The organism is Flavobacterium sinopsychrotolerans, from assembly GCF_900110375.1.
Lineage (GTDB): Bacteria > Bacteroidota > Bacteroidia > Flavobacteriales > Flavobacteriaceae > Flavobacterium > Flavobacterium sinopsychrotolerans.
The window spans coordinates 743,598-765,729 of record NZ_FODN01000001.1 but is presented as its reverse complement, the minus strand read 5'-3'; the positions used below and the strand labels follow the sequence as shown (position 1 = coordinate 765,729).

Here is a 22,132-nt window from a genome sequence, read left to right as displayed (position 1 = left end):
AATGGTAGATGAAGCAACAAGGTACTCTGACGCTGATTTAGCAGAGTTCAAAGAGATAATCCTGAACAAAATTCAAAAAGCACAAGCTGATTTAGATCTGATAAAAAGTGCATACATGAATGATTTGAATAATGGAACTGACGATACTTCGCCTACCTTTAAAGCATTTGAAGAGGGAAGCGAAACAATGTCTAAAGAAGCAAATTCTCAACTGGCAATACGTCAGGAAAAGTTTATTCGTGATTTGAAAAATGCACTTTTCCGTGTAGAAAATAAAACATACGGCGTGTGTAAAGTTACAGGCAAACTAATTGGGAAAGAAAGATTAAAAATCGTTCCTCATGCAACAATGAGTATTGAGGCAAAAAATTTGCAAAGATAAACTACTTGTTGTGTAATATTTAACGCTCCTAATGGAGCGTTTTTTTTGATTAAATTGTTATTTTTGCGCCATTAAAATTTATAAAATGTCATTACGAAAAGCGTATCTCCTTATTTTTATCTTATTGCTTGTTGATCAAGTTTCCAAAATATACATTAAAACTAATTTTATATTAGGCGAAGAAGTTGAAGTATTCAAATGGTTCAAAATTCTTTTTATAGAAAATGAAGGAATGGCTTGGGGAACTGAAATTCCGGGTGCATACGGAAAATTATTCCTAACCCTTTTTAGATTGGTGGCTGTAGGTGGAATTGGATATTGGTTGTGGGATTCTGTTGAAAGAAAACACAGTTCCAATTATTTAATCGTAGCTATTTCATTGATTTTAGCCGGTGCTTTCGGAAATATTATTGATTCTGTTTTCTATGGTGTTATTTTTGACGACAGTCAACAACAATTAGCCACTCTCTTTTCGGATCAACCTTATGGAACTTGGTTTCACGGAAAAGTAGTAGATATGTTTTACTTTCCCTTTTGGCATGGAAATCTACCAAGTTGGTTGCCAATTTGGGGTGGAAGAGAATTTACTTTTTTCAATGCCATTTTCAACATTGCTGATATGGCGATTTCTACCGGAGTTGGAATCTTGATTTTCTTTAATAAAAAAGCATTTCATCACAATTAGATTCAGCGTTTTTACCCTATACAAAAAGACCTGTTCATGATTTGAACAGGTCTTTTTTTTATTAATTTTTGTTGTGTCCCGGTGCATATCGTTTTGCACTTTTTCCACCATATATTTTTTTAGCTTGTCCTGGAGGAAGTTTTTTAGCTTTATAACTTGATCTGCTGGTTCCGGTTTGGATGCTGCAATTTGAAAAGGAAACTGCGAATAAAATAACCATAACGCTTACTGCAAATCTTGAATTTTTGAATGTTCTCATATATTATTTTGATTGTATCTGCTGCGAAAGTACGCATTCCAAATTAAAACGAGTGAATTGAATTTGGCGTCACGCAATAATCCAATTGTACATCAGCTTCAAATACATCTTTAATAATTTCTTCAGGTTCGAAGAAAGACAGTCCAATTTTGATTATATCCGATTTACATTCTGATAAAAATTTATCGTAAAACCCTTTGCCGTAACCCACGCGATGCCCTTTTTTATCGAAAGCCAAAAGCGGAACAAAAACTACATCAATCTTATTTGAGGGAACTTCAATACCATCTACAGGTTCCGGAATGTTGTATTCATTTTTCTTGATTTTAGTATTATCTGTCAATAGGAAATGAGTCATGTTCCTGGTTGTAAAATCAGCTTTGGAAACAATAATTTCTTTGTCTTTTCCGGACAATAAGTGTAAAATAAATTCTGTATTGACTTCCTTTTGTTCTGTTATGGGAAGGAAAACATGAAAATAAGTTTTTTCCCAAAGCGGGAGTGTCAGTATTTTATTGGCTACAGCCAAACTCATTTCTTCCAATTCATTTTCAGAAAGTGAATTTCGTAAGGCTTTGTATTTTTGTCGTAAGTCTGTCTTGTTCATTTTAAATATTTTATTCTCCTTCTTCTCCAAGAGCATTCGACAAATGATAAATAGCATCGCCTTCATACACAATTGGTGAATGATTGGCATTGATGATATAGCCGTCGTTTGGCGCTTTTACTTTTCGTTCAAATTTTCCGTACGGATCAGTTATGGTGGCAAGAATAGTTCCTTTTTTTACAAATTTCCCTATCGTATTAAAATCGTGTAATAATCCGGAGCATTTGGCGCGTATCCAACCAGATTTTTCAATATAAATCGTGTTGGATTTTTGTTGTACGGCTGTATGTTTTAAATCTAGCATGTCAAGATGTTTAAGCAGGCGCTTTGCTCCATTTATGCCTTCCTCGGCGATATCATTATTAATATCTAATGATTTTCCGCCTTCAAAAAGTAACATTTTGACGTCCATTCTTTCGCTGGAACTCCTAAAAGATCCCATTATATTTCTGGAATATAAGGTGAAAGGTGCATTAAAAACATCAGCAAGAATTTTTAAATCAGCATTATTATGTGCTATTCTGATTTGTGGTGCGTTGAAACGGCTGGCTCCACCGGCATGAAAATCGACAGCATATTCTACTAAGGGCATGATTTCAGCTAAAATATGAAATGCAAATCGGCTGGCCAAAGAACCCGTTTTGCTTCCGGGAAAAACGCGGTTTAAATCTCGACCATCTGGAAATTCTCTGGATTTATTGACAAATCCGTATACGTTAATTATTGGAATACAAATGATTGTACCTCTTTTTGGCTTGTTTATTTTTTTGTAAATGAGCTGTCTTACGATTTCGACTCCATTGATTTCGTCACCATGAATCCCTGCTGAGAAAAGAACAACGGGACCTTGAAACTTGGAGCGTCTTACTATAATAGGGATGTTCAGTTTTGTAGTGGTGTGCAGTCTGGCAATTTCGACATTGATAGTTTTGCTTTCGCCCGGATTTATGCTTTCGCCAAAAAGAACAATAGGTGTGGTATTAATTTTTATCATAGGTTCTTGAAAGCATAAAAATAAGGATAATAACGAATTAGAAACTAAAATTTCGATAAAATTTTCTTCAGTAAGATTTCAAGAACATTGATTTGTATTTGGGGATTTTTGAGATTAACTTTGTTACATGAATCCAACAACTTTAGCCCTACAAATCCAAACCTTGCCTGATAATCCCGGCGTATACCAATATTACGACAAAGAAGGGAAAATTTTGTATGTGGGCAAAGCCAAAAATCTTAAAAAGCGAGTTTCTTCTTATTTCAATAAAATTCATGATACGGCCAAAACCAATGTGCTCGTAAAGAAAATTGTCACGATAAAACACATTGTGGTTCCTACTGAAACCGATGCGCTTTTGTTAGAAAATAATCTGATAAAAACCCTGCAGCCGCGTTACAATGTGTTATTGCGGGATGATAAAAGTTATCCGTGGTTGTGTATCAAGAAAGAGCCTTTTTCGCGCATTTTTGCAACCCGAAGGATGGTCAAAGACGGGTCGGAATATTTTGGTCCTTACACCAGTTTCAAAACAGTAAGTACTATTCTAGAACTTATTAAAGAACTGTATCCGCTGCGGACTTGCAATTACGATTTGAGTAAAAGTAATATCGAAAGCGGGAAATTCAAAGTTTGTCTTGAATATCATATTGGCAATTGTATGGGGCCTTGTGAAGGGCATGAGACGTTAGAAAAGTACCAAAAGCAAGTCGATGCGATTCGCGAAATCCTGAAGGGAAATTTCAAAGAGAGTATGAAAGATTTCAAACGTGTTATGACCAGTTTGGCCGCTGACATGCATTTTGAAGAAGCGCAGAAAATAAAAGAAAAAATAGAAATTTTAGAGAATTACCAATCAAGATCTACGATTGTAAATCCAAAAATCACCAATATTGATGTCTTTTCTATTGTTTCAGATGAAAGTGCGGCCTATGTGAATTTCCTGCAAATTTCTCACGGTTCGATTATTCGTTCGCACACGATGGAAATCAAAAAGAAACTTGACGAAACTGATGAGGAATTATTAGAATTGGCGATTATCGAACTGCGAGAGCGTTTTCATTTGCTGTCTAGGGAAGTTATTGTTCCTTTTCATGTGGACTTGGGGGAGAATATAAAAATTACCGTTCCGCAACTGGGAGATAAAAAACAAATTTTGGATTTGTCAATCCGAAACGCTAAGTTTTACCGAATCGAACAACTCAAACAATTGCAAATTGTAGATCCTGATCGCCATACGAAAAGGATTATGGCGCAAATGCAAAAAGACTTGCGATTGCCGGTGGAGCCACGACACATTGAATGTTTTGACAACTCGAATATTCAAGGAACAAATCCTGTGGCGGCTTGTGTAGTTTTTAAAGATGGAAAACCCAGCAAAAAGGATTATCGTCACTTTAATATAAAAACAGTCGAAGGACCGGACGATTTTGCTTCGATGACCGAAGTGGTTTACAGAAGATACAAACGATTACTGGACGAAAATGAACCATTACCCAATTTAATAATTATTGATGGTGGAAAAGGGCAATTGTCATCGGCATTGAAAAGCATTGATGAATTGGGTCTTAGAGGAAAGATTGCTATAATTGGTATTGCCAAAAGACTGGAAGAGCTGTTTTATCCCGGAGATTCTATCCCGTTGTATTTAGATAAAAAATCAGAGACACTGAAAATAATTCAACAATTGCGAAACGAAGCACACCGTTTTGGGATTACGCATCACAGAGATAAAAGAAGTAAAGCAGCACTGAATTCTTCGATAGAATCCATTCCTGGCATTGGAGAAAAAACTATGTTGGCTTTGATTCAACACTTTAAAAGTGTTAAAAGATTGAAATTAGCAACAGAAAAAGAAATTTCTGATGTCATAGGTACATCAAAAGCCAAAAAAATTACCGAATTTTACAAGGCAACAAATGAAAATTAATATTTCCTCATTCTATTACGGAACAAATGGCTGCTTATGAAGAAAATCGCACTATTATTAATTGTTTTCACCAGTCTGGCTGTATTTTCGCAAGAACAAAAAAGACCCAAAATAGGTTTGGTTTTGAGTGGTGGTGGTGCAAAAGGATTTGCTCATATTGGAGTTTTGAAAGTATTAGAAGAAGCAGGCGTCAAGATTGATTATATTGGCGGAACCAGCATGGGTGCGGTTATTGGCGGTCTTTATGCTTCGGGATATAATGCAACCCAAATTGATTCTATTTTTCAGGCGACAAATTTCAATGAATTAATCAATGATTTTATTCCCAGATCTTCCAAAAATTTTTACGAAAGAAGAAACGACGAATTGTATGCGCTGGTTTTGCCGTTTAATAAAATGAAGATTGGAATTCCGGAAGCCTTGTCTAAAGGAATGTACAATTATAATTTATTGAGCAGAATTACCAGAAACGTAAGACACATTAAAGATTTTAACCAACTTCCCATTCCTTTTTTATGTATTGGTACCAATATTGAAACCGGAGAAGAGGTGCTGTTGAACAAGGGAAATTTGGTGCAGGCCATGATTGCAAGCTCTGCATTTCCCTCTTTATTTTCTCCTGTGGAAATTGATGGAAAAATTTTGGTAGATGGTGGCGTTGTTAATAATTATCCCATTGAAGAGGTACGGAAATTAGGTGCTGATATCATAATAGGTGTCGATGTTCAGGATGGATTATTGGATCGAACGCAACTGAAAGATGCTACTAAAATTTTAGTACAAATAACCAGTCTCCAGTCCATTGAGAGAATGAAGAAGAATATTTCTAACACAGATATTTACATTAAACCCGATATTTCTCAATACGGCGTAGTTTCTTTTGATAAAGGAAAAGAAATTATAAGAAAAGGGGAAGAAGCTACTTTTGCAGTTTACGAACAAATAAAAAAAATTGTCGATGAATCCAATCCTTACCGGAAACCAAAGTTGGAATTAAGTTCAGACAGTATACAAATTAGAGCTATAAACAGTAATAAATTAGATAATTATACGAAAGAGTATGTCATTGGAAAATTACGATTTAAGCCCGGTGCTAAAACTTGTTATGATGATTTGCTGAAGGGGATTAATAATATCAATGCGACCAAAAATTTTAGTGCCATATCGTATTCTTTAGAGTCAAACAAAGAAGATGTTGACTTACATATTAGCTTGAAAGAAAATCCCACAAAAACCTATTTGAAATTCGGAATGCATTATGATAATTTGTTCAAAAGTGGTGTGTTAGTGAATTTGACACGTAAAAAAACACTTTTTAAAAATGATATAGCATCGCTGGATATTATTTTAGGCGATAATATTAGATATAATTTAGATTATTACATTGAAAATGGATTTAATCTGAGTTTTGGTTTCAAATCGCATTACAACCAATTTAATCGAAATGTAGCCAAGGAAATAAGTAGTACAACTTTAAATAATCCAGATATAAATTCTATTAATGTTGATTTTACTGACATGACGAATCAAGCATATTTCCAATCTTTATTTGTTCAAAAATTTTTAATTGGAGGCGGAGTCGAACTCAAATATTTAAAGATAAAATCAGAAACACTCGCCAATGTAGATCCAATAATTGACAATAGTAATTATTTAAGTCTTTTTGGTTACTTGAAATTCGATTCTTTCGATAATAAATATTTTCCTAAAAAAGGATGGTATTTTTCAGGTGATATTCAATCGTATTTACTGTCATCCAATTATACCGGTAATTTTCAGCCGTTTTCCATTGCTAAAGGTGATTTTGGTGTAGCGGCAACTTTGTTTAAAAACGCCACAGTAAAATTTCAAACCGATGCCGGATTTTCTTTTGGTCAGGAAAGTGTTGCCTTTTTTAATTTTATTTTAGGAGGGTATGGGTATAATCCGCTTAATAATTTCAAATATCTATATGGGTACGATTATTTAAGTGTGGCTGCCAATAGTTATATAAAATCAACTGCAACAGTGGATTATGAGTTTTTGAAGAAGAATCATGTTAATTTCTCAGCAAATTTCGCTAATATTGGGGATCGAATTTTTGAAACGGTGGATTGGGTTTCGATTCCAAAATATTCTGGTTATGCCGTTGGATATGGTTTAGAAACAGTGATTGGACCCATAGAAATAAAATATTCTTGGTCTCCGGAACAGCCCAAAGGATTTACATGGTTTAGCATTGGGTTTTTGTTTTAATTATAATTTATTTCAATAATAATTCCGATATTTGTTATAATGAAAACAAAATGGCTAGGTTTATTAGAGTATCTTCAATTCCTTATCAAGAGAAATCCTGAATAAGTATTCTTTTTTTTGATTTATCATAGCACATTATAAAGTAATCTCAACTTTAATTTGTTACACTTTTAAACAAAAAAATCATGCCTTTATACCACAAATTGGGGAGTTTTCCTCAAAAAAGACACACACAATTCGAAAAACCAAATGGTGGTTTGTATTACGAACAACTCTTTGGAACAGAAGGTTTTCACGGTCATTCGTCATTGTTATATCACGTTCACAGGCCTACGCAAGTCAAGGAAATTCTAAAATCCTATTCGGTTGAACCAAAAATTGCCATTGGAAAAAATATCAAATCATTACTGTTAAAAGGGTTTGAGTTAAAACCAGAAGACGATTTTCTGGACAGTCGCAAAGCGATGTTGGTAAACAAAGATTGTACGATAGGATTAGCCGCGCCAAGACAATCATTGCGCAACTATTTCTACAAAAATGCTGATGCCGATGAAATGATTTTCATTCACAAAGGAAAAGGAAAATTGCGCACCATGATGGGAAATATTCCTTTTGAATATGGCGATTACTTGATTATTCCTCGCGGAATGATTTACCAAATTGACTTTGAAACTTCGGAAAACAGACTTTTCTACGTCGAATCATTTGCGCCTTTTTACACGCCAAAACGCTATAAAAACGAATCAGGTCAACATTTAGAGCATTCTCCTTTTTGCGAACGCGACTTTATTTTGCCAAACGAGTTAGAAACGCACGATGAAAAAGGTGATTTCCTAATCAAAATCAAGAAAGAAGGAATGATGCATGAAGTCGTTTACGCCACGCATCCCTTTGATGTTGTAGGTTGGGACGGTTATAATTTCCCTTACGGATTCAGCATTCATAATTTTGAACCTATAACTGGTCGCGTACATCAGCCGCCACCAGTACATCAAACCTTCGAAACGGCAACTTTCGTCGTTTGTTCGTTCTGTCCGCGACTGTACGATTACCACCCAAAAGCAATTCCAGCGCCTTACAATCACAGTAATATTGATAGTGATGAGGTTTTGTATTATGTAGATGGCGATTTCATGAGCCGCAATAATATCGAGCAAGGTCACATCACATTACACCCAAAAGGCATTCCGCACGGACCCGCACCGGGAGCCATGGAACGCAGTATAGGTCATACAGAAACTCATGAATTAGCCGTAATGGTCGATACGTTTCGCCCTTTAATGGTCACCGAAGAAGCGATGGGATTAGATGATGGTCAGTACTATAAATCTTGGGTAGAGTAATAAGGAGCTATTTCCTCTCTCTTCCTGAAAGACGAGATTACAATCTTTTTTTCGGTTAAAAAACCTCAAAAAAGGATTTTCACTGCTATCAGGGCTAGGACTTTAGAGTAAACAATAACATAATTTTAAATTAATAAATCCGTGTCCATCAGTTTTATCCGCGTCGTCCGCGTTCCAAAACTAGAAGTACCGAATAAACAAATAATGCCATGTCAAAAGAACTTAAATCAGTAGAATACGGGCTAGAAAAAATATTCGAAGGAGCGCAAGATTTCCTTCCATTATTAGGAACCGATTATGTAGAATTCTACGTAGGAAATGCAAAACAATCCGCACATTATTATAAAACGGCTTTTGGATACCAGTCATTGGCGTATGCCGGACTAGAAACTGGAGTACGAGACAGAACATCGTATGTGCTGAAGCAAGATAAGATTCGCATCGTATTAACCACGCCATTGACACAAGATTCTCCAATTCATGAACATTTGAGAAAACATGGTGACGGTGTAAAAGTTGCAGCACTTTGGGTTGAAGATGCGACTAGTGCTTACGAAGAAACTATGAAACGTGGGGCGCGCTCTTTTATGGAGCCAACGCTAGAAAAAGATGAATTTGGAGAAGTAGTGCGTTCCGGAATTTTTACCTACGGAGAAACCGTTCACATTTTTGTTGAACGCAAAAATTACAATGGTGTTTTCTTACCGGGTTATAAGGAATGGAAATCCGATTACAATCCGGAGCCAACAGGATTAAAATACATAGATCACATGGTGGGAAATGTGGGTTGGAACGAAATGAATACTTGGGTTAAATTCTATGAAGACGTGATGGGATTTGTAAATTTCCTTTCTTTTGATGATAAACAAATCAACACGGAATATTCGGCGTTGATGAGTAAAGTAATGTCTAATGGAAACGGAAGAATCAAATTTCCAATCAACGAACCTGCCGAAGGCAAGAAAAAATCACAAATTGAGGAATATCTGGACTTTTATGGCGGACCTGGAATTCAGCATATCGCAATTGCAACGGATGATATTATCAAAACGGTATCGCAATTGAAAGCCAGAGGAATCGAATTCTTATCCGCTCCTCCGCATACGTATTATGAAGCAATTCCGGAGCGATTGGGCGATCACATGAAAATGATGAAAGAAGATTTAAATGAAATCGAAAAGCTTGCCATTATGGTCGATGCCGATGAAGAAGGATATTTACTGCAAATTTTCACAAAACCGGTACAAGACAGACCAACCTTGTTTTTTGAAATTATTCAAAGAATGGGAGCAAAAGGTTTTGGAGCAGGGAACTTTAAAGCGCTATTTGAATCAATTGAGCGAGAACAACAATTGCGAGGAACGTTGTAAAAACGCATTATTTTTACATATTGTGAAAAAATAACCGACGAACAACATGGTTCTTTGTAAATGTTGTGTTAAACTTTATTTTTAACAAATATAACTGAATTTGTTAGCTACCTTTGCACTCGCAAAAAGGGAAGGGGTGGTTTCCTTCCTGATTTCATATAAATTTCATAGTTTATAGTTTTTTGGTTAGTTAATAGCATAAAAACTCAGTCATTATTTGACTGAGTTTTTTTGTTTTGATATATTTGGAACAAAATTTGCTATTATTGAAAAATAAATAGAAAACATAACGTAATGAAAAAGATAATTCTACTCCTTCTACTCTTAGTGACGGTAAGTTTTGAATCTCCAAGAGAGGATGCTTATGATGTCGGGGAATGGTTCAAATTCAGGATACATTACGGCATAGTGAATGCAGGATATGCAACATTAGAAGTAAAAGATGCTACGATAAATAATAAAAAAACTTTTCACGTCGTTGGGAAAGGGTACACTACAGGAATGTCTCGTTTTTTCTTTAAAGTAGATGATTTATACGAAAGTTATATTGACAAAGAGACTGGAAATCCATACCAGTTTGTTCGAAAGATTAATGAAGGAGGGTATACTAAAAATCAAGAAGGTTTTTTTAATCAATCCACAAACAGAGTTCTTATTAAGGATTACAAACATAAGACCGAAAAAACACTTTACGTTCCTAAAAATACACAAGACATTTTATCTACGTTTTATTATTTAAGAAATTATCCTACAATTGATAAATTGAAAGTAGGAGAATCAGTGGCAATTGATATGTTTTTTGATGATGAAACTACTAAATTCAAGCTAAAGTTTATTGGACGAGAAAATATAACCACTAAATTTGGCGTTGTTCCAGCTATGATTTTTAGACCTTTGGTACAATCAGGACGTGTTTTTAAAGAACAAGAAAGTCTTACGGTTTGGATTTCGGACGATGATAATAAATTACCCCTTAGAATAAAAGCTAGTTTGGCAGTAGGTTCCATCAAGGCAGATATTGATGCCTATAAAGGCTTGAAGAATCCTTTTAAAATAAAAAAATAATGAGCAATAACGACAATTCAGAAGCTATTTTAAAAGAAATTGAGCTTAAATATGAAGCAATAAATCAAAAAACAGAAACGCAGCTAGAAGGGTTATTGTGGTCAAAACCAATCACGTATTGGGATTACATTCAAACAGATGCTTTGTTGAATCTGCAAATTCAAAGAACGACGCTTCCTGACGAAATGGTTTTTATCATGTATCATCAGGTTAACGAATTGATATTTAAAATGATACTTTGGGAGATGAGACAAATTTCCTATTGTGAAAACATTAATACAGTATTTTTCACGGAGCGATTAATGCGAATCAGTCGTTATTTTGATATGTTGACTACCTCTTTCAGTATAATGGGAGATGGAATGGAAGTAGATCAATACATGAAATTTAGAAATACACTGACACCTGCCAGTGGTTTTCAAAGTGCGCAATACCGCCTGATAGAATTTGCTTCTACTGACCTAATAAATCTGATTGACCACCGTTATAGAGATACAATAGACAGAAATACACCGTATGAATTTGCATTGGAACATTTATATTGGCAAGCAGCAGGAAAAGATTATCATACCGGAAAAAAATCTTTTTTATTGGAGGAATTTGAAAAAAAATATAAGAAGGAATTCCTAGCGCACATGGAGGAATACAACACCATAAATATTTGGCAAAAATTTAAGCAACTGCCGGAATTAGATCAAAAAAATCCCGAATTAGTTCAAGCGATGCGTCATTATGACCATACGGTGAATATTACTTGGGTAATGCAACATTTGAATACAGCAAAAAAATACATTGATCAAAGCGGTAAAGGCGATGGCGAAGCTACTGGTGGAAGTGACTGGAAAAAATACATGCATCCTAAATACCAAAGAAGAATTTTCTTCCCGGAATTGTGGAGTAGCCATGAATTAGAAAATTGGGGAGTAGAAATGTAAGTTGAATTAAAAAACACGGTTTGAAAAAAATATTTATAGTTATAATAGCATTATTTTCTTTAGTATCATGTAAAAAAACGGAGGAAATAGTTCCGGAAAAAGTAGTAAAGCTTGTTCCTAAAAAAAGTGAATTTGGATTTGTTCTCGCTGATTTTAATATAGTAAATGACACTATAGAAAGGGGAGATACTTTTGGGACCTTATTAGAAGAACAAAATATAGGAGATCGCCAAGTATACGATATTATTGCAAAAGTCAGAGATTCTTTTGATGTAAGAACTATTAGAATCAACAGACCTTTTACGTTGTTGAGATCCAAAGACAAAAAACATAACTTAGAGGTTTTTATCTATCAGCCCGATAATTTGAGTTATTACGTAGTTGATTTCCGAGATACAGCAATTGTTGTTTATAAAAAAATAAAACCCATTACCATCAAGCGACGTACTATTGGTGGTGTTTTGAAAGAGTCGCTGTCCGAAACTCTTGGTAACGCTAAGATTGAAGGCGTTTTGGCAAGTAAAATAGCTAAGATTTACGCCTATTCCATTGACTTTATGAAACTCAAAAAAGGAGATCGTTTTGCAATAACGTTCACTGAGCGCTTTATAAATGACACAGTTTATGATGGAGTAGAAGAACTCGAAGCTTCTTTTTTTGAGTACAGAGGAAAAATTATTTACGCGTTTCCTTTTGCTCAGAATCCCAATTCAGATAAGATAGAATACTATGATGAACAAGGAAAAACACTAAAAAATTTCTTTCTAAAGTCGCCTATAAAATTTAGTAGAATTTCATCTCGGTTTTCATCTAGTAGATTTCATCCGGTACAACACCGATGGAAAGCGCACAAAGGGACGGATTATGCAGCACCACGCGGAACTCCTATTACTGTTACTGCAGGAGGTATTGTAGAGCAAAGTGGTTTTACTGCCGGAAATGGAAATTTTGTAAAAGTAAAACACAACGGAACTTATTCTACACAATACCTACACATGTCAAAAATATTGGTAAGACGCGGACAGCGTGTCAATCAAGGGCAAGTCATTGGTTTGGTTGGAAGTACTGGTCTTGCAACAGGACCGCACGTGTGTTATCGATTTTGGAAAAATGGGAAGCAAGTGGATGCTCTAAGGCTTAAATTGCCTACCGGTGAGCCTATGACCGGAAATAATAAAAGCCGATTTCTTGCACAAATAACGCCTCTGAAATTTGAATTAGATAGTGTCGCTAATCTATAATTCAAAGGATGTAGATTGTCTACGGTTTTTTGAATGCAAAAGCAGAATCCCATGAAGTAAATTTAGAATTTTACTATTTAGCGGTTTTGTTGCTAAATTGTGATATAAATCAAAACCCATTTTCCATTAAAACAAATTTGAGTATTTTTGTCCCAATTTTAACAATACTACAAATCCTTTATAATGGCCTTAAATACTATAAACCCAACAGAAACAAATGCTTGGAAGAAACTTGAATTGCATTACAACGAAATGCAAAAAGCTTCGATGCAAGAATTATTTCAATTGGACCCTTCGAGAGCGAACACATTTAACTTGAAATGGAATAATTTTTTAATTGATTTTTCTAAAAATATTATCAACAAGGAAACGATTCAGTTATTGTTGGAACTAGCCAATGAAGTTGGGCTTAAAAGCGCCATTGCTGATTATTTTGACGGTGCAATCATCAATCAAACCGAAAACAGAGCCGTGCTTCATACTGCCTTACGTGCCAATGAATCTGCAGTTGTAAAAGTGGATGGAATTGATGTGATTCCTGAAATTTATGAAGTGAAAAATAAAATTAAAGCATTTACAAACGAAGTAACTTCTGGAGGAAGAACAGGTTTTACGGGCAAAGCCTTCACGGATGTTGTTAACATAGGTATTGGAGGTTCTGATTTAGGACCTGCAATGGTTATTGAGGCATTACAATTCTATAAAAATCATCTTAATATCCATTTTGTTTCAAATGTGGATGGAGATCATGTAAATGAGATTATAAAAAAACTAAATCCCGAAACGACCCTTTTTGTAATTGTTTCTAAAACATTTACTACACAAGAAACACTGACCAATTCTGAAACTATCAGAAAATGGTTTTTATCCCGAGATTTTGGGACAGTTCAAGAAGATGTTGCTAAGCATTTTGTAGCAGTTTCTACCAATATCCAAAAGGTAACTGAGTTTGGGATTAATCCAGATAATGTTTTTCCAATGTGGGATTGGGTTGGCGGAAGGTTTTCCTTATGGAGTGCGGTTGGACTTACGATAAGTTTGGCAGTTGGTTATGATAATTTTAACGACTTATTAAAAGGAGCCAATGAAATGGACGAGCATTTCAAGACTGCTGATTTTGATCAAAATATGCCCGTTACTTTAGCGTTATTAAGCATTTGGTACAATAACTTTTTTGGTGCCGAAAGTGAAGCTTTAATTCCCTACACGCAATATTTACAAAAATTAGCGCCTTACTTACAACAAGGGACTATGGAAAGCAATGGTAAAAGTGTAGGTCGAGATGGCAATCCGGTCAACTACCAAACGGGAACTATCATTTGGGGAGAGCCGGGAACGAACGCGCAACATGCTTTTTTTCAACTGATTCATCAAGGAACAAAATTGATTCCGGCTGATTTTATTGGATTCATAACTCCTTTATATGGAGATGATGACCATCACAATAAGCTAATGTCTAACTTTTTTGCACAAACCGAAGCATTAATGCATGGGAAATCAGAAGAACAAGTACAGGCAGAATTTGATAAACAAGGAATTGCAGCTGAGAAAGCAAAGTTCCTATTGCCTTTTAAAGTTTTTGCAGGCAACAAGCCTACTAATACTATTTTAATTCAAAAACTTACGCCCGAAACTTTAGGTTCTTTGATTGCATTGTATGAGCATAAAATTTTTGTGCAGGGCATTATTTGGAATATTTTTAGTTTTGATCAGTGGGGAGTTGAGTTAGGGAAACAATTAGCAAATTCAATTTTAGAGGAGATTCATACGAAAACGGTCAAAAGTCATGACGGTTCTACTGCCTTTTTATTAAATCATTTTTTAAGGAGTAAGTAGTATGAATTTTGGGACTAATTTTTATAGTTTTATGAACTTTGATGTAATTTAGTTATTTCCTTCCGTTTTTAAAGATTAGATACTGGTTTAAAAGCCCTGATTTTAATTAAATCAGGGCTTTTTTATGGTTAAGTGACTCTGTTATAGTGTTTTTTTTTAACTTCACTTAATTTTTTTAAACATTACTAATTAAAATATATATGTGAATAATTTAAAAAAAAACATTTTTTATTGCAAAAAATGTTTTTTTTTAATAAAAAAGCAATAAGAACTATTTTAAGCTATATTCTCTGTGTAAAAAAAATATTATTCTTAACGTTGTGTTAACTTTTTAAAACAAAAATGTTATATTTTTGCCAAATATTAATAAACTAAACAATAATGAAGACAATTAAAAATTGGTTACTTACTGGATTAATGTTTTTGGCAGTCTCAACAGCATTTTCTCAAGGTAAAATTACGGGAACTATCACAGATGGTCAAAGTACTTTACCAGGTGCAAATGTTGTTATAAGAAGTACAAAAACAACTACTTCTACAGGTTTTGATGGTGCATTTTCTATCAATTCTTCAGCTAATTCAGGAGAATTAGTTATTTCTTTTATCGGTTTTGATCAGAAAATAGTTAAATTTTCAGTTTCAAACGGTGCTACAGTCAATTTAGGGACTATTGTTTTGACAGGAAATTCTAATGAATTAACTGAAATTATAGTTAAGAGTAGTGTTGTAGATATTGCAAAAGACAGAAAAACACCTGTGGCAGTTTCTACAATAAAAGCTGCGGAAATTCAAGAGAAATTAGGATCTCAGGAGTTTCCTGAAATTTTAGCGAATACACCTTCAGTATATGCAACAAAATCGGGTGGTGGTTTTGGTGATTCTAGAATTAATATTCGTGGTTTTGATCAAAGAAATATCGCGGTAATGATTAATGGAATGCCTGTAAACGACATGGAAAATAGTGCAGTTTACTGGAGTAACTGGGCAGGTTTGTCAGATGTTACTTCTGCAATGCAGGTTCAAAGAGGTTTGGGATCTTCTAAATTGGCAATTTCTTCTGTAGGAGGAACTATCAATATAGTTACAAAAGCTTCAGATATGAAAGAAGGCGGTTCAGTATCATCAACTTTTGGAAATGCTAATTATTTAAAAACACAAGCATCATACTCTACGGGTAAAATGAAAAATGGACTATCTGCTTCTATTTTATTGAGTCAAACACGTGGTGACGGTTATGTAGATGGAACTAAGTTTCAAGGATACAATTATTTTCTTGCCCTTGGTTATGAAATCAATAAGCAACACGATATCCAATTTACTTTTACAGGTGCTCCACAATGGCATAATCAAAGAAATACTGCTCCTACAATTGCAGCTTTTCAGAAATATGGTTCAAATGACGATCCTAATACTAGATACAACTCAGACTGGGGTTATTTAAATGGACAAGAATATAGTTTTAGAACGAACTATTATCATAAACCAGTTGGTTCAATCAACTGGGATTGGAAAATAAACGAAACAACTAAATTGTCAACTGTTGTTTACGGATCTTGGGGTCGTGGAGGAGGTTCTAACGGAGCTGGAGCAATAAGAGGAAATAGATTTTTTGCTGATCCTTTGAAAACTGCAAATGGTTTAATTAATATTGACTTAATTCAAGCGTATAATTCGGGTCAACCAGTTGTTATTAGTGGAAACACAGTAACAAGAACTCAAATAGGTGGAGCATATCAAAATAGTTCTTCTACATCTAATAATACTACTAATGGTATTTCTCAAATTGCTTCAGTTAACTCTCACAACTGGTATGGTGGTGTGATGAACTTGAATAAAAGATTAAATGAAAAATTAGTTTTAGATTTTGGTGTTGATGCAAGAACATATAGAGGTATTCACTATCAAGTGTTAAATGATTTGTTGGGTGCTGATAGATATTCTGATAATACAAATGTTAATAGTGTTGATGGAGCAGGTGTTCAAGTTCCAAGGCTTTTAACTACTACTTATGAAGCAAGACCAAACGCGAATCCTTTTTATAGTGCTAATCAAGAAAAAATCAATTTCAATAATGATGGTCTGGTTAGATGGTATGGTGCTTTTACTCAATTAGAGTATAGTGCTGATAATCTTACTGCATTTATTCAAGGAGCAGTTTCTCAGCAAGCCTTTAGAAGAGATGATTTCTTTAAATATAAAACAACGGATCCTTTATATTCTACAGATTATGAAAATATTCTTGGAGGAAATGTAAAAGGAGGAGCGAATTATAATATTAATGAAAACCATAATGTTTTTGTTAACGCAGGATACTACTCAAAACAGCCTTTCTTTAATGCAGTTTATCCTAATAATGCTTCTGTTCTAGGAGCAAATTTAACAAATGAAAAAATTACTGGATTAGAAGCAGGATACGGTTTCCGTTCCGCTGTTTTCAATGCTAATTTAAACGTTTACCATACTAATTGGAAAGACAGATACCAAAGATCTACTGACAATTCAGTTGACAATCCTGGTGGTTATTTTGATTTCTCAGGGATTACAGAAATTCACTCTGGTGTTGAACTTGAAGCTAATGCAAAGGTTGGGGATAAATTGAAAATAAATGCTATGTTTTCAGCTGGGAAATGGGTTTATGATGGTAATAGTATTAGCAACAGATATGATAATACGAATAACCCAATTGATGGCGGTTCAGCAAGAACTTTATATTTAGATAAAGTTAAAGTTGGAGATGCTGCTCAAGTTACTGCTTCTTTAGGAGCTTCTTATGAAGTTGTTAAAAGAGTTACTTTAGATGCAAATTACAGACATTCTGATAAATTATATGCTTCTATTTCTCCAGGTGACTTTGCTTCTGCGACTAATAAAGGTTCTTTAGAATTGCCTTCTTATGGTTTAATGGACGCTGGTTTTTCTTATAAAATGCTTGTAGGTAAAAACAAAGATAATTCTGTAAACTTCAGATTGAATGTGAACAATGTTTTAGACGAAGTTTATATTGCGGAATCAAGAACTAATATTTTCGCTGATGATAATATCAGTTCAAATGCAGCTTTAGGGACATATGCATCAAACAACAGACTATACAATGGTGTTGCAAATGCGAATCAAGTTTTCTTCGGTTTTGGAAGAACTTGGAACTTTAGTTTACGTTACAATTTCTAAAAGAGAATCTCTTTAATATTTAAAAACGGCATCTGCTTTTAGCATGATGCCGTTTTTTTTTATGCCTTTTTTTCTTATATTTGTTAAAACAAAAAAAGTATTTATGTACGATTTCATTCAAAAATTTCATTCTGGTTGGGCTTATTTAGCACTTTTAGTATTAGTGGTGGCAGTGGTTAATTCCTTTATTGGGATGTCTTCAAAAAAAGAATTTACTTCCAAAGACAGGAAAATTGCCTTGTTTGCCTTAATAGCAATTCACATACAATTATTAGTAGGTATCATTTTATATTTCGTGTCTCCATTAGGATTCGCTTCTTTTGGACAGATGGCGGATAAGGCATTACGTCTTACTTCATTGGAGCACCCGTTAATAAATATAATTGCAATTATTTTAATCACAATAGGATGGTCAAAACATAAAAAATTAGTGGCAAGTGAATCAAAATTCAAAACATTTTCTATTTTTTATGGTTTAGGATTGCTACTTATTTTGAGCAGAATTCCATGGAATATGTGGTTCTAAAAACCTAAAAAAAGCTCTAGAAATAGGGCTTTTTTTATCTAGGTATGGTTTTTGTAAAATAGATTTAACTAATACAGTATATATGAAAAAATCAATTACATTATTCTTTTTGCTGACTATTATTAACGTAGTTAGTGGTCAAAGTTCAATTTTGAATAAACAAAAATCTACAATACAAAAAGACTCTATCAAAAAGAGTAAAGCTGTAGCTGAAGTACAAGAAAATAAATTAGATTCATTAATTACTACATTAGGTACCTTTAAAACCTACAAAAAAGAGGCACATGCATCGTATTATGCCGATAAATTCAACGGAAAAAGGACTGCAAGCGGAACAAAATTTGACAACAAGAGATATACTGCAGCGCACAAAAAACTTCCTTTCGGTACAAAAGTGAAAGTCACTAACGAAAAAAATGGAAAGTGGGTAATTGTTGAAATTACAGATAGAGGGCCATTTGTTAAATCCAGAGAAATTGATCTTTCAAAACGGGCATTTATGGATATTACATCGCATAAAGGCAGCGGAGGAATGCTAGTGACAATAGCAGTATTGGATAATTAATAATTACCAGTTTTTATAAGGATGGGTGCTTAAATACGAATTGTAGTATCGGTTGTTTCCGGTTACTTCGTTCCCCACCCAATTTGGTTTTTCAAAAGTTTCGGTTTCAGAGTTAAGTTCAATTTCCGCAACAATCAATCCTTCATTTTCACCATAAAATTCATCCACTTCAAAAACATGATCACCTTGTTTTATTTCAAACCGTGTTTTGTCAATGACACCTTTTTCACATAAAAGCAATAACGCTTTAGCTTCGGCAACAGGAATCTCCTTTTCCCACTCAAATCGTGATAATCCCGCTTCGTTTGAAGCGCCTTTTATAGTTAGAAATCCTTTGTCTCCTTTTATACGAACGCGAACCGTACGTTCCGGAACGGAACTCAAATAGCCCTGTGCAATGTGGTTTTTTGCAAAAGCGGCTGTCTTGAATGAATCATCTTTAACCAAAAATTTTCTTTCTATTTCAATCATTTTTGTTTTTTTTAAATAATAGGAGCTATTTCCAGCTATTCGTTTCAATTTCTCCCTCATAAAACTTTTTTTCAATTTTTAAAAAAGGAGCTTCTTGGGTCGCTCTTTTTTAAAAGAAAAAATAGTTTTATTCAGTCGAATATTTTCACTTCTATCTGGGCTATTCCAGTATTCAAAGGTATCAAAATTTTCCTCTAATGGATTTGTATCTTTTAAATCCGTTTTGAAATCTATTTTTCTACATTGTTTTATTTGTATTTCAATAAGCAAAAATAAACGATTGGAAAACCAGAATATGATGTCGCTATCATTTTTAGCTTTTGGATACCATAATTTAATGAATAAGTTATAGTAATTTGTTTCCCGATTTGTATTTTTACAAAAATTGAACGTAAATAATGAAGGCATTTTTCAAAGCAACCTCTAAGCCTACAATAGCTGGACTTTTAACTGAGTTTTTTGGTGAAGCACAATCTTGGCGTGAAACAAATGATACCTTAGAGCCTTTAGTAGAATTAATTAGGTTGATTCGACCTTTGAAAATCAAAAACGTACAAACGGTAGATTTACAAGAAATCATTACTTTTTTGAAAGAAAATTATTCGTGCCGGAAACAACTTTCCATTTATCTCAAAGAAATTTTAAAAGAAAAGAAGTTCAATAAAATTCTTTCTGATGCAGCAATTCTGCAGGATGTAGATTTTATTTTTGAAGTTAAAAAAAGAATTTTCGCTAAGTTTTTACCGTATCAGCCCCAAAAAGATACTTTAGAATACATTCTCAATCAGGTTTTTTATCTGGCCAATGACGGGATTTGGATTAACAGAATTCCATTAAATCAATTGGCTGAATTATATGATCTTTTGAAATTTAAGTCCATTTATGACAGTACGGAACCTAATTCGGCTTTATCTGAATTATTAGTTGCCATGCATTTGATTACCCAACGGATCAGCGGTCGCGCCATGGAAACGGATGTGATCAAAATGGTGCCGGAATTTGACGATCTTGAGAGTCCTTTTTCAGCTTTTGAAAAAGAATTTTTTCTGATTGAAGACAGGATTAGAAGTTCGGACAGTCATTATATTACAACGGATGATTTATCGTATGCACAATTGTTGGTTTTGCACAAGCAATGCGAAGAATTTGTGGAGAAAGCATTTCACAACAGTTCGAAATACGGAATTTCACTCCGGGTAAACCAAAATTTATTGAAAATTAGACAGCAATTAGAACGGTTGAAATTTTTAATTTCGTTACTGATCGTTGACAAAGAAAAAGATAAAAAAAATAACGGAATTATATTGGCGTCACGATTGATAAAGTTCAATTGTTATAAAAATAATGTTCGAAAATTTATAGCAGAAAGCACGCAATTGATTTCGTATGAAATAACGCAGCATACGGCTAAAACAGGAGAACATTATATCACAGAAAGCCGCAATGAGTATTTTAAAATGTTCAAAACTGCATTAGGAGGAGGTTTTATTGTAGGTATTTTGTGTATTATTAAGGTTTTGCTTTCTAAGGCAGACACCAGTTTTTTTGGTCATGCTTTTCTTTACAGTATGAATTATGCTATTGGTTTCATTGCAATTTATCTTTTGGGTTTTACTTTGGCAACAAAACAACCCGCAATGACAGCTTCTGCTTTGATTAAAGCTTTGGAAGAAGGCGTGTTGAAACAAGGTAGAGATACTGAAAAGTATAAAGCTTTTGCCATTCTTTTTGCACGTGTTTTCCGCTCACAGTTTATTGCCTTTGTGGGGAACGTGATTATGGCTTTTCCGGTTTCATTACTTGGAATCTGGCTGATTGACCATTTTTTGCATTATAATATTGCCGCAACTAAATGGGAATCTTTACTGATTGATTTAAGTCCGATTCATTCCTTAGCAATTTTTCACGCGGCTATTGCAGGAGTGTTTCTATTTTTATCCGGAATTATTACTGGAAGTGTTGCTAATAGGGATAAGCACAATCAGGTTTATTTTAGGATTACAGAACACCCTTTCCTGAAAAGGAATTTAGGAAAAACAAAAACGTTGAAACTGGCGAAACTATATGAAAAAAGATGGGCTGGTATTATTTCAAATTTTTGGTTTGGAATATTTATGGGTAGTACGGCATCTATTGGGTTGTTTTTAGGATTAAACCTTGATATTCGACACATCACTTTTGGTAGTGGAAATCTAGCTTTGGCCTTATATGGGGCAAATTATGAAGTGAATAATGCCATGTTATTCTGGGGCATTTTTGGAATAGGGATTATAGGATTGGTTAACTTTATGGTAAGTTTTAGTCTTTCAATGGGACTAGCCTTTCGATCAAGAGCAATTTCATTATTTGAATTGCGTTTTGTTACAGTTTCCATTTGGAATCATTTCAAATCAAGTCCCATAAGTTTCTTTTTTCCAACAGAAAAAAAAGGCAAATCTGTTGTGGTCGAAAATTATTTAAACGTTGAGGATTCAAAATAATTGGAGGATAGTAAACCATTCAGAATAGGAACGGGTATTC

The 22,132-nt window shown here is 34.2% G+C and carries 18 protein-coding genes; 14 read left to right on the top strand and 4 right to left on the bottom strand.

Translation table 11 applies throughout. The features are described 5' to 3' along the window. Position 1 precedes the first annotated feature (1 nt). Complete coding sequence (locus tag BMX64_RS03435) at positions 2-382, top strand: TraR/DksA family transcriptional regulator (RefSeq protein WP_073209154.1); 381 nt, start codon at positions 2-4, stop codon at positions 380-382. An 85-nt stretch (positions 383-467) separates the two neighbouring features. Further along, the gene (locus BMX64_RS03430; protein ID WP_091166340.1) at positions 468-1,067 is read left to right on the top strand and encodes a lipoprotein signal peptidase; all 600 of its coding nucleotides are present in this window, start codon (positions 468-470) and stop codon (positions 1,065-1,067) included. Positions 1,068-1,128: 61 nt separating this feature from the next. Here BMX64_RS03430 and BMX64_RS03425 read toward each other — a convergent pair whose 3' ends face one another. Genes BMX64_RS03425 through BMX64_RS03415 form a run of 3 tightly spaced genes read right to left on the bottom strand, consistent with a single transcriptional unit; the run spans position 1,129 to position 2,927 of the window. After that, the gene (locus tag BMX64_RS03425) at positions 1,129-1,326 is read right to left on the bottom strand and encodes a hypothetical protein (RefSeq protein ID WP_091166339.1); all 198 of its coding nucleotides are present in this window, start codon (positions 1,324-1,326) and stop codon (positions 1,129-1,131) included. 43 nt (positions 1,327-1,369) lie between these two features. Further along, positions 1,370-1,933 (bottom strand): 5-formyltetrahydrofolate cyclo-ligase, encoded by a 564-nt coding sequence (locus tag BMX64_RS03420; protein WP_091166338.1) that lies wholly within the window; start codon positions 1,931-1,933, stop codon positions 1,370-1,372. A 10-nt stretch (positions 1,934-1,943) separates the two neighbouring features. Continuing rightward, the gene (locus tag BMX64_RS03415; RefSeq protein WP_091166337.1) at positions 1,944-2,927 is read right to left on the bottom strand and encodes a succinylglutamate desuccinylase/aspartoacylase family protein; all 984 of its coding nucleotides are present in this window, start codon (positions 2,925-2,927) and stop codon (positions 1,944-1,946) included. 127 nt (positions 2,928-3,054) lie between these two features. On the opposite strand from BMX64_RS03415, the gene uvrC reads away from it, so the two are divergent. The 11 genes from uvrC to BMX64_RS03360 all read left to right on the top strand — a co-directional run bounded on the left by uvrC (position 3,055) and on the right by BMX64_RS03360 (position 19,141). Next, a complete protein-coding gene (gene uvrC / locus BMX64_RS03410; RefSeq protein WP_091166336.1) occupies positions 3,055-4,857 on the top strand; it encodes an excinuclease ABC subunit UvrC in 1,803 nt (600 codons plus the stop codon). A gap of 36 nt (positions 4,858-4,893) precedes the next feature. Continuing rightward, positions 4,894-7,092 carry a patatin-like phospholipase family protein gene (locus tag BMX64_RS03405; RefSeq protein ID WP_091166335.1) on the top strand — a complete coding sequence of 733 codons (2,199 nt, stop codon included), beginning with the start codon at positions 4,894-4,896 and terminating at the stop codon, positions 7,090-7,092. Positions 7,093-7,277: 185 nt separating this feature from the next. Further along, positions 7,278-8,435: a homogentisate 1,2-dioxygenase gene (locus BMX64_RS03400; RefSeq protein ID WP_091166334.1), complete on the top strand. Its 1,158-nt coding sequence runs from the start codon at positions 7,278-7,280 to the stop codon at positions 8,433-8,435. Positions 8,436-8,644: 209 nt separating this feature from the next. Continuing rightward, positions 8,645-9,805 carry a 4-hydroxyphenylpyruvate dioxygenase gene (gene hppD, locus BMX64_RS03395; RefSeq protein WP_091166333.1) on the top strand — a complete coding sequence of 387 codons (1,161 nt, stop codon included), beginning with the start codon at positions 8,645-8,647 and terminating at the stop codon, positions 9,803-9,805. Positions 9,806-10,099: 294 nt separating this feature from the next. After that, positions 10,100-10,870: a DUF3108 domain-containing protein gene (locus BMX64_RS03390; protein ID WP_091166332.1), complete on the top strand. Its 771-nt coding sequence runs from the start codon at positions 10,100-10,102 to the stop codon at positions 10,868-10,870. Continuing rightward, entirely contained in the window at positions 10,870-11,805 is a 936-nt protein-coding gene (locus tag BMX64_RS03385; RefSeq protein ID WP_091166331.1) for a tryptophan 2,3-dioxygenase family protein, read from the top strand. The genes BMX64_RS03390 and BMX64_RS03385 overlap by 1 nt, the downstream gene beginning before the upstream one ends. Before the next feature lie 20 nt (positions 11,806-11,825). After that, positions 11,826-13,046, top strand: coding sequence for a M23 family metallopeptidase (locus BMX64_RS03380; RefSeq protein ID WP_091166330.1), 1,221 nt, complete (start codon positions 11,826-11,828; stop codon positions 13,044-13,046). Between the two features lie 183 nt (positions 13,047-13,229). Further along, on the top strand, positions 13,230-14,882 hold the full coding sequence (gene pgi, locus BMX64_RS03375) for a glucose-6-phosphate isomerase (RefSeq protein WP_091166329.1): 1,653 nt from the start codon (positions 13,230-13,232) through the stop codon (positions 14,880-14,882). Positions 14,883-15,263: 381 nt separating this feature from the next. Next, positions 15,264-18,050 carry a TonB-dependent receptor gene (locus BMX64_RS03370; protein ID WP_091166328.1) on the top strand — a complete coding sequence of 929 codons (2,787 nt, stop codon included), beginning with the start codon at positions 15,264-15,266 and terminating at the stop codon, positions 18,048-18,050. A gap of 103 nt (positions 18,051-18,153) precedes the next feature. After that, on the top strand, positions 18,154-18,576 hold the full coding sequence (locus BMX64_RS03365; RefSeq protein WP_091166546.1) for a hypothetical protein: 423 nt from the start codon (positions 18,154-18,156) through the stop codon (positions 18,574-18,576). Between the two features lie 82 nt (positions 18,577-18,658). Next, positions 18,659-19,141, top strand: coding sequence for a septal ring lytic transglycosylase RlpA family protein (locus BMX64_RS03360; protein WP_091166327.1), 483 nt, complete (start codon positions 18,659-18,661; stop codon positions 19,139-19,141). 3 nt (positions 19,142-19,144) lie between these two features. On the opposite strand, the gene BMX64_RS03355 is transcribed toward BMX64_RS03360, so the two are convergent. Further along, entirely contained in the window at positions 19,145-19,612 is a 468-nt protein-coding gene (locus tag BMX64_RS03355) for a CYTH domain-containing protein (protein WP_091166545.1), read from the bottom strand. Positions 19,613-20,010: 398 nt separating this feature from the next. Between BMX64_RS03355 and BMX64_RS03345 the strand changes: the two genes are divergently transcribed. Next, entirely contained in the window at positions 20,011-22,092 is a 2,082-nt protein-coding gene (locus tag BMX64_RS03345) for a recombinase (protein WP_091166325.1), read from the top strand. The last annotated feature ends 40 nt before the right edge of the window (positions 22,093-22,132 follow it).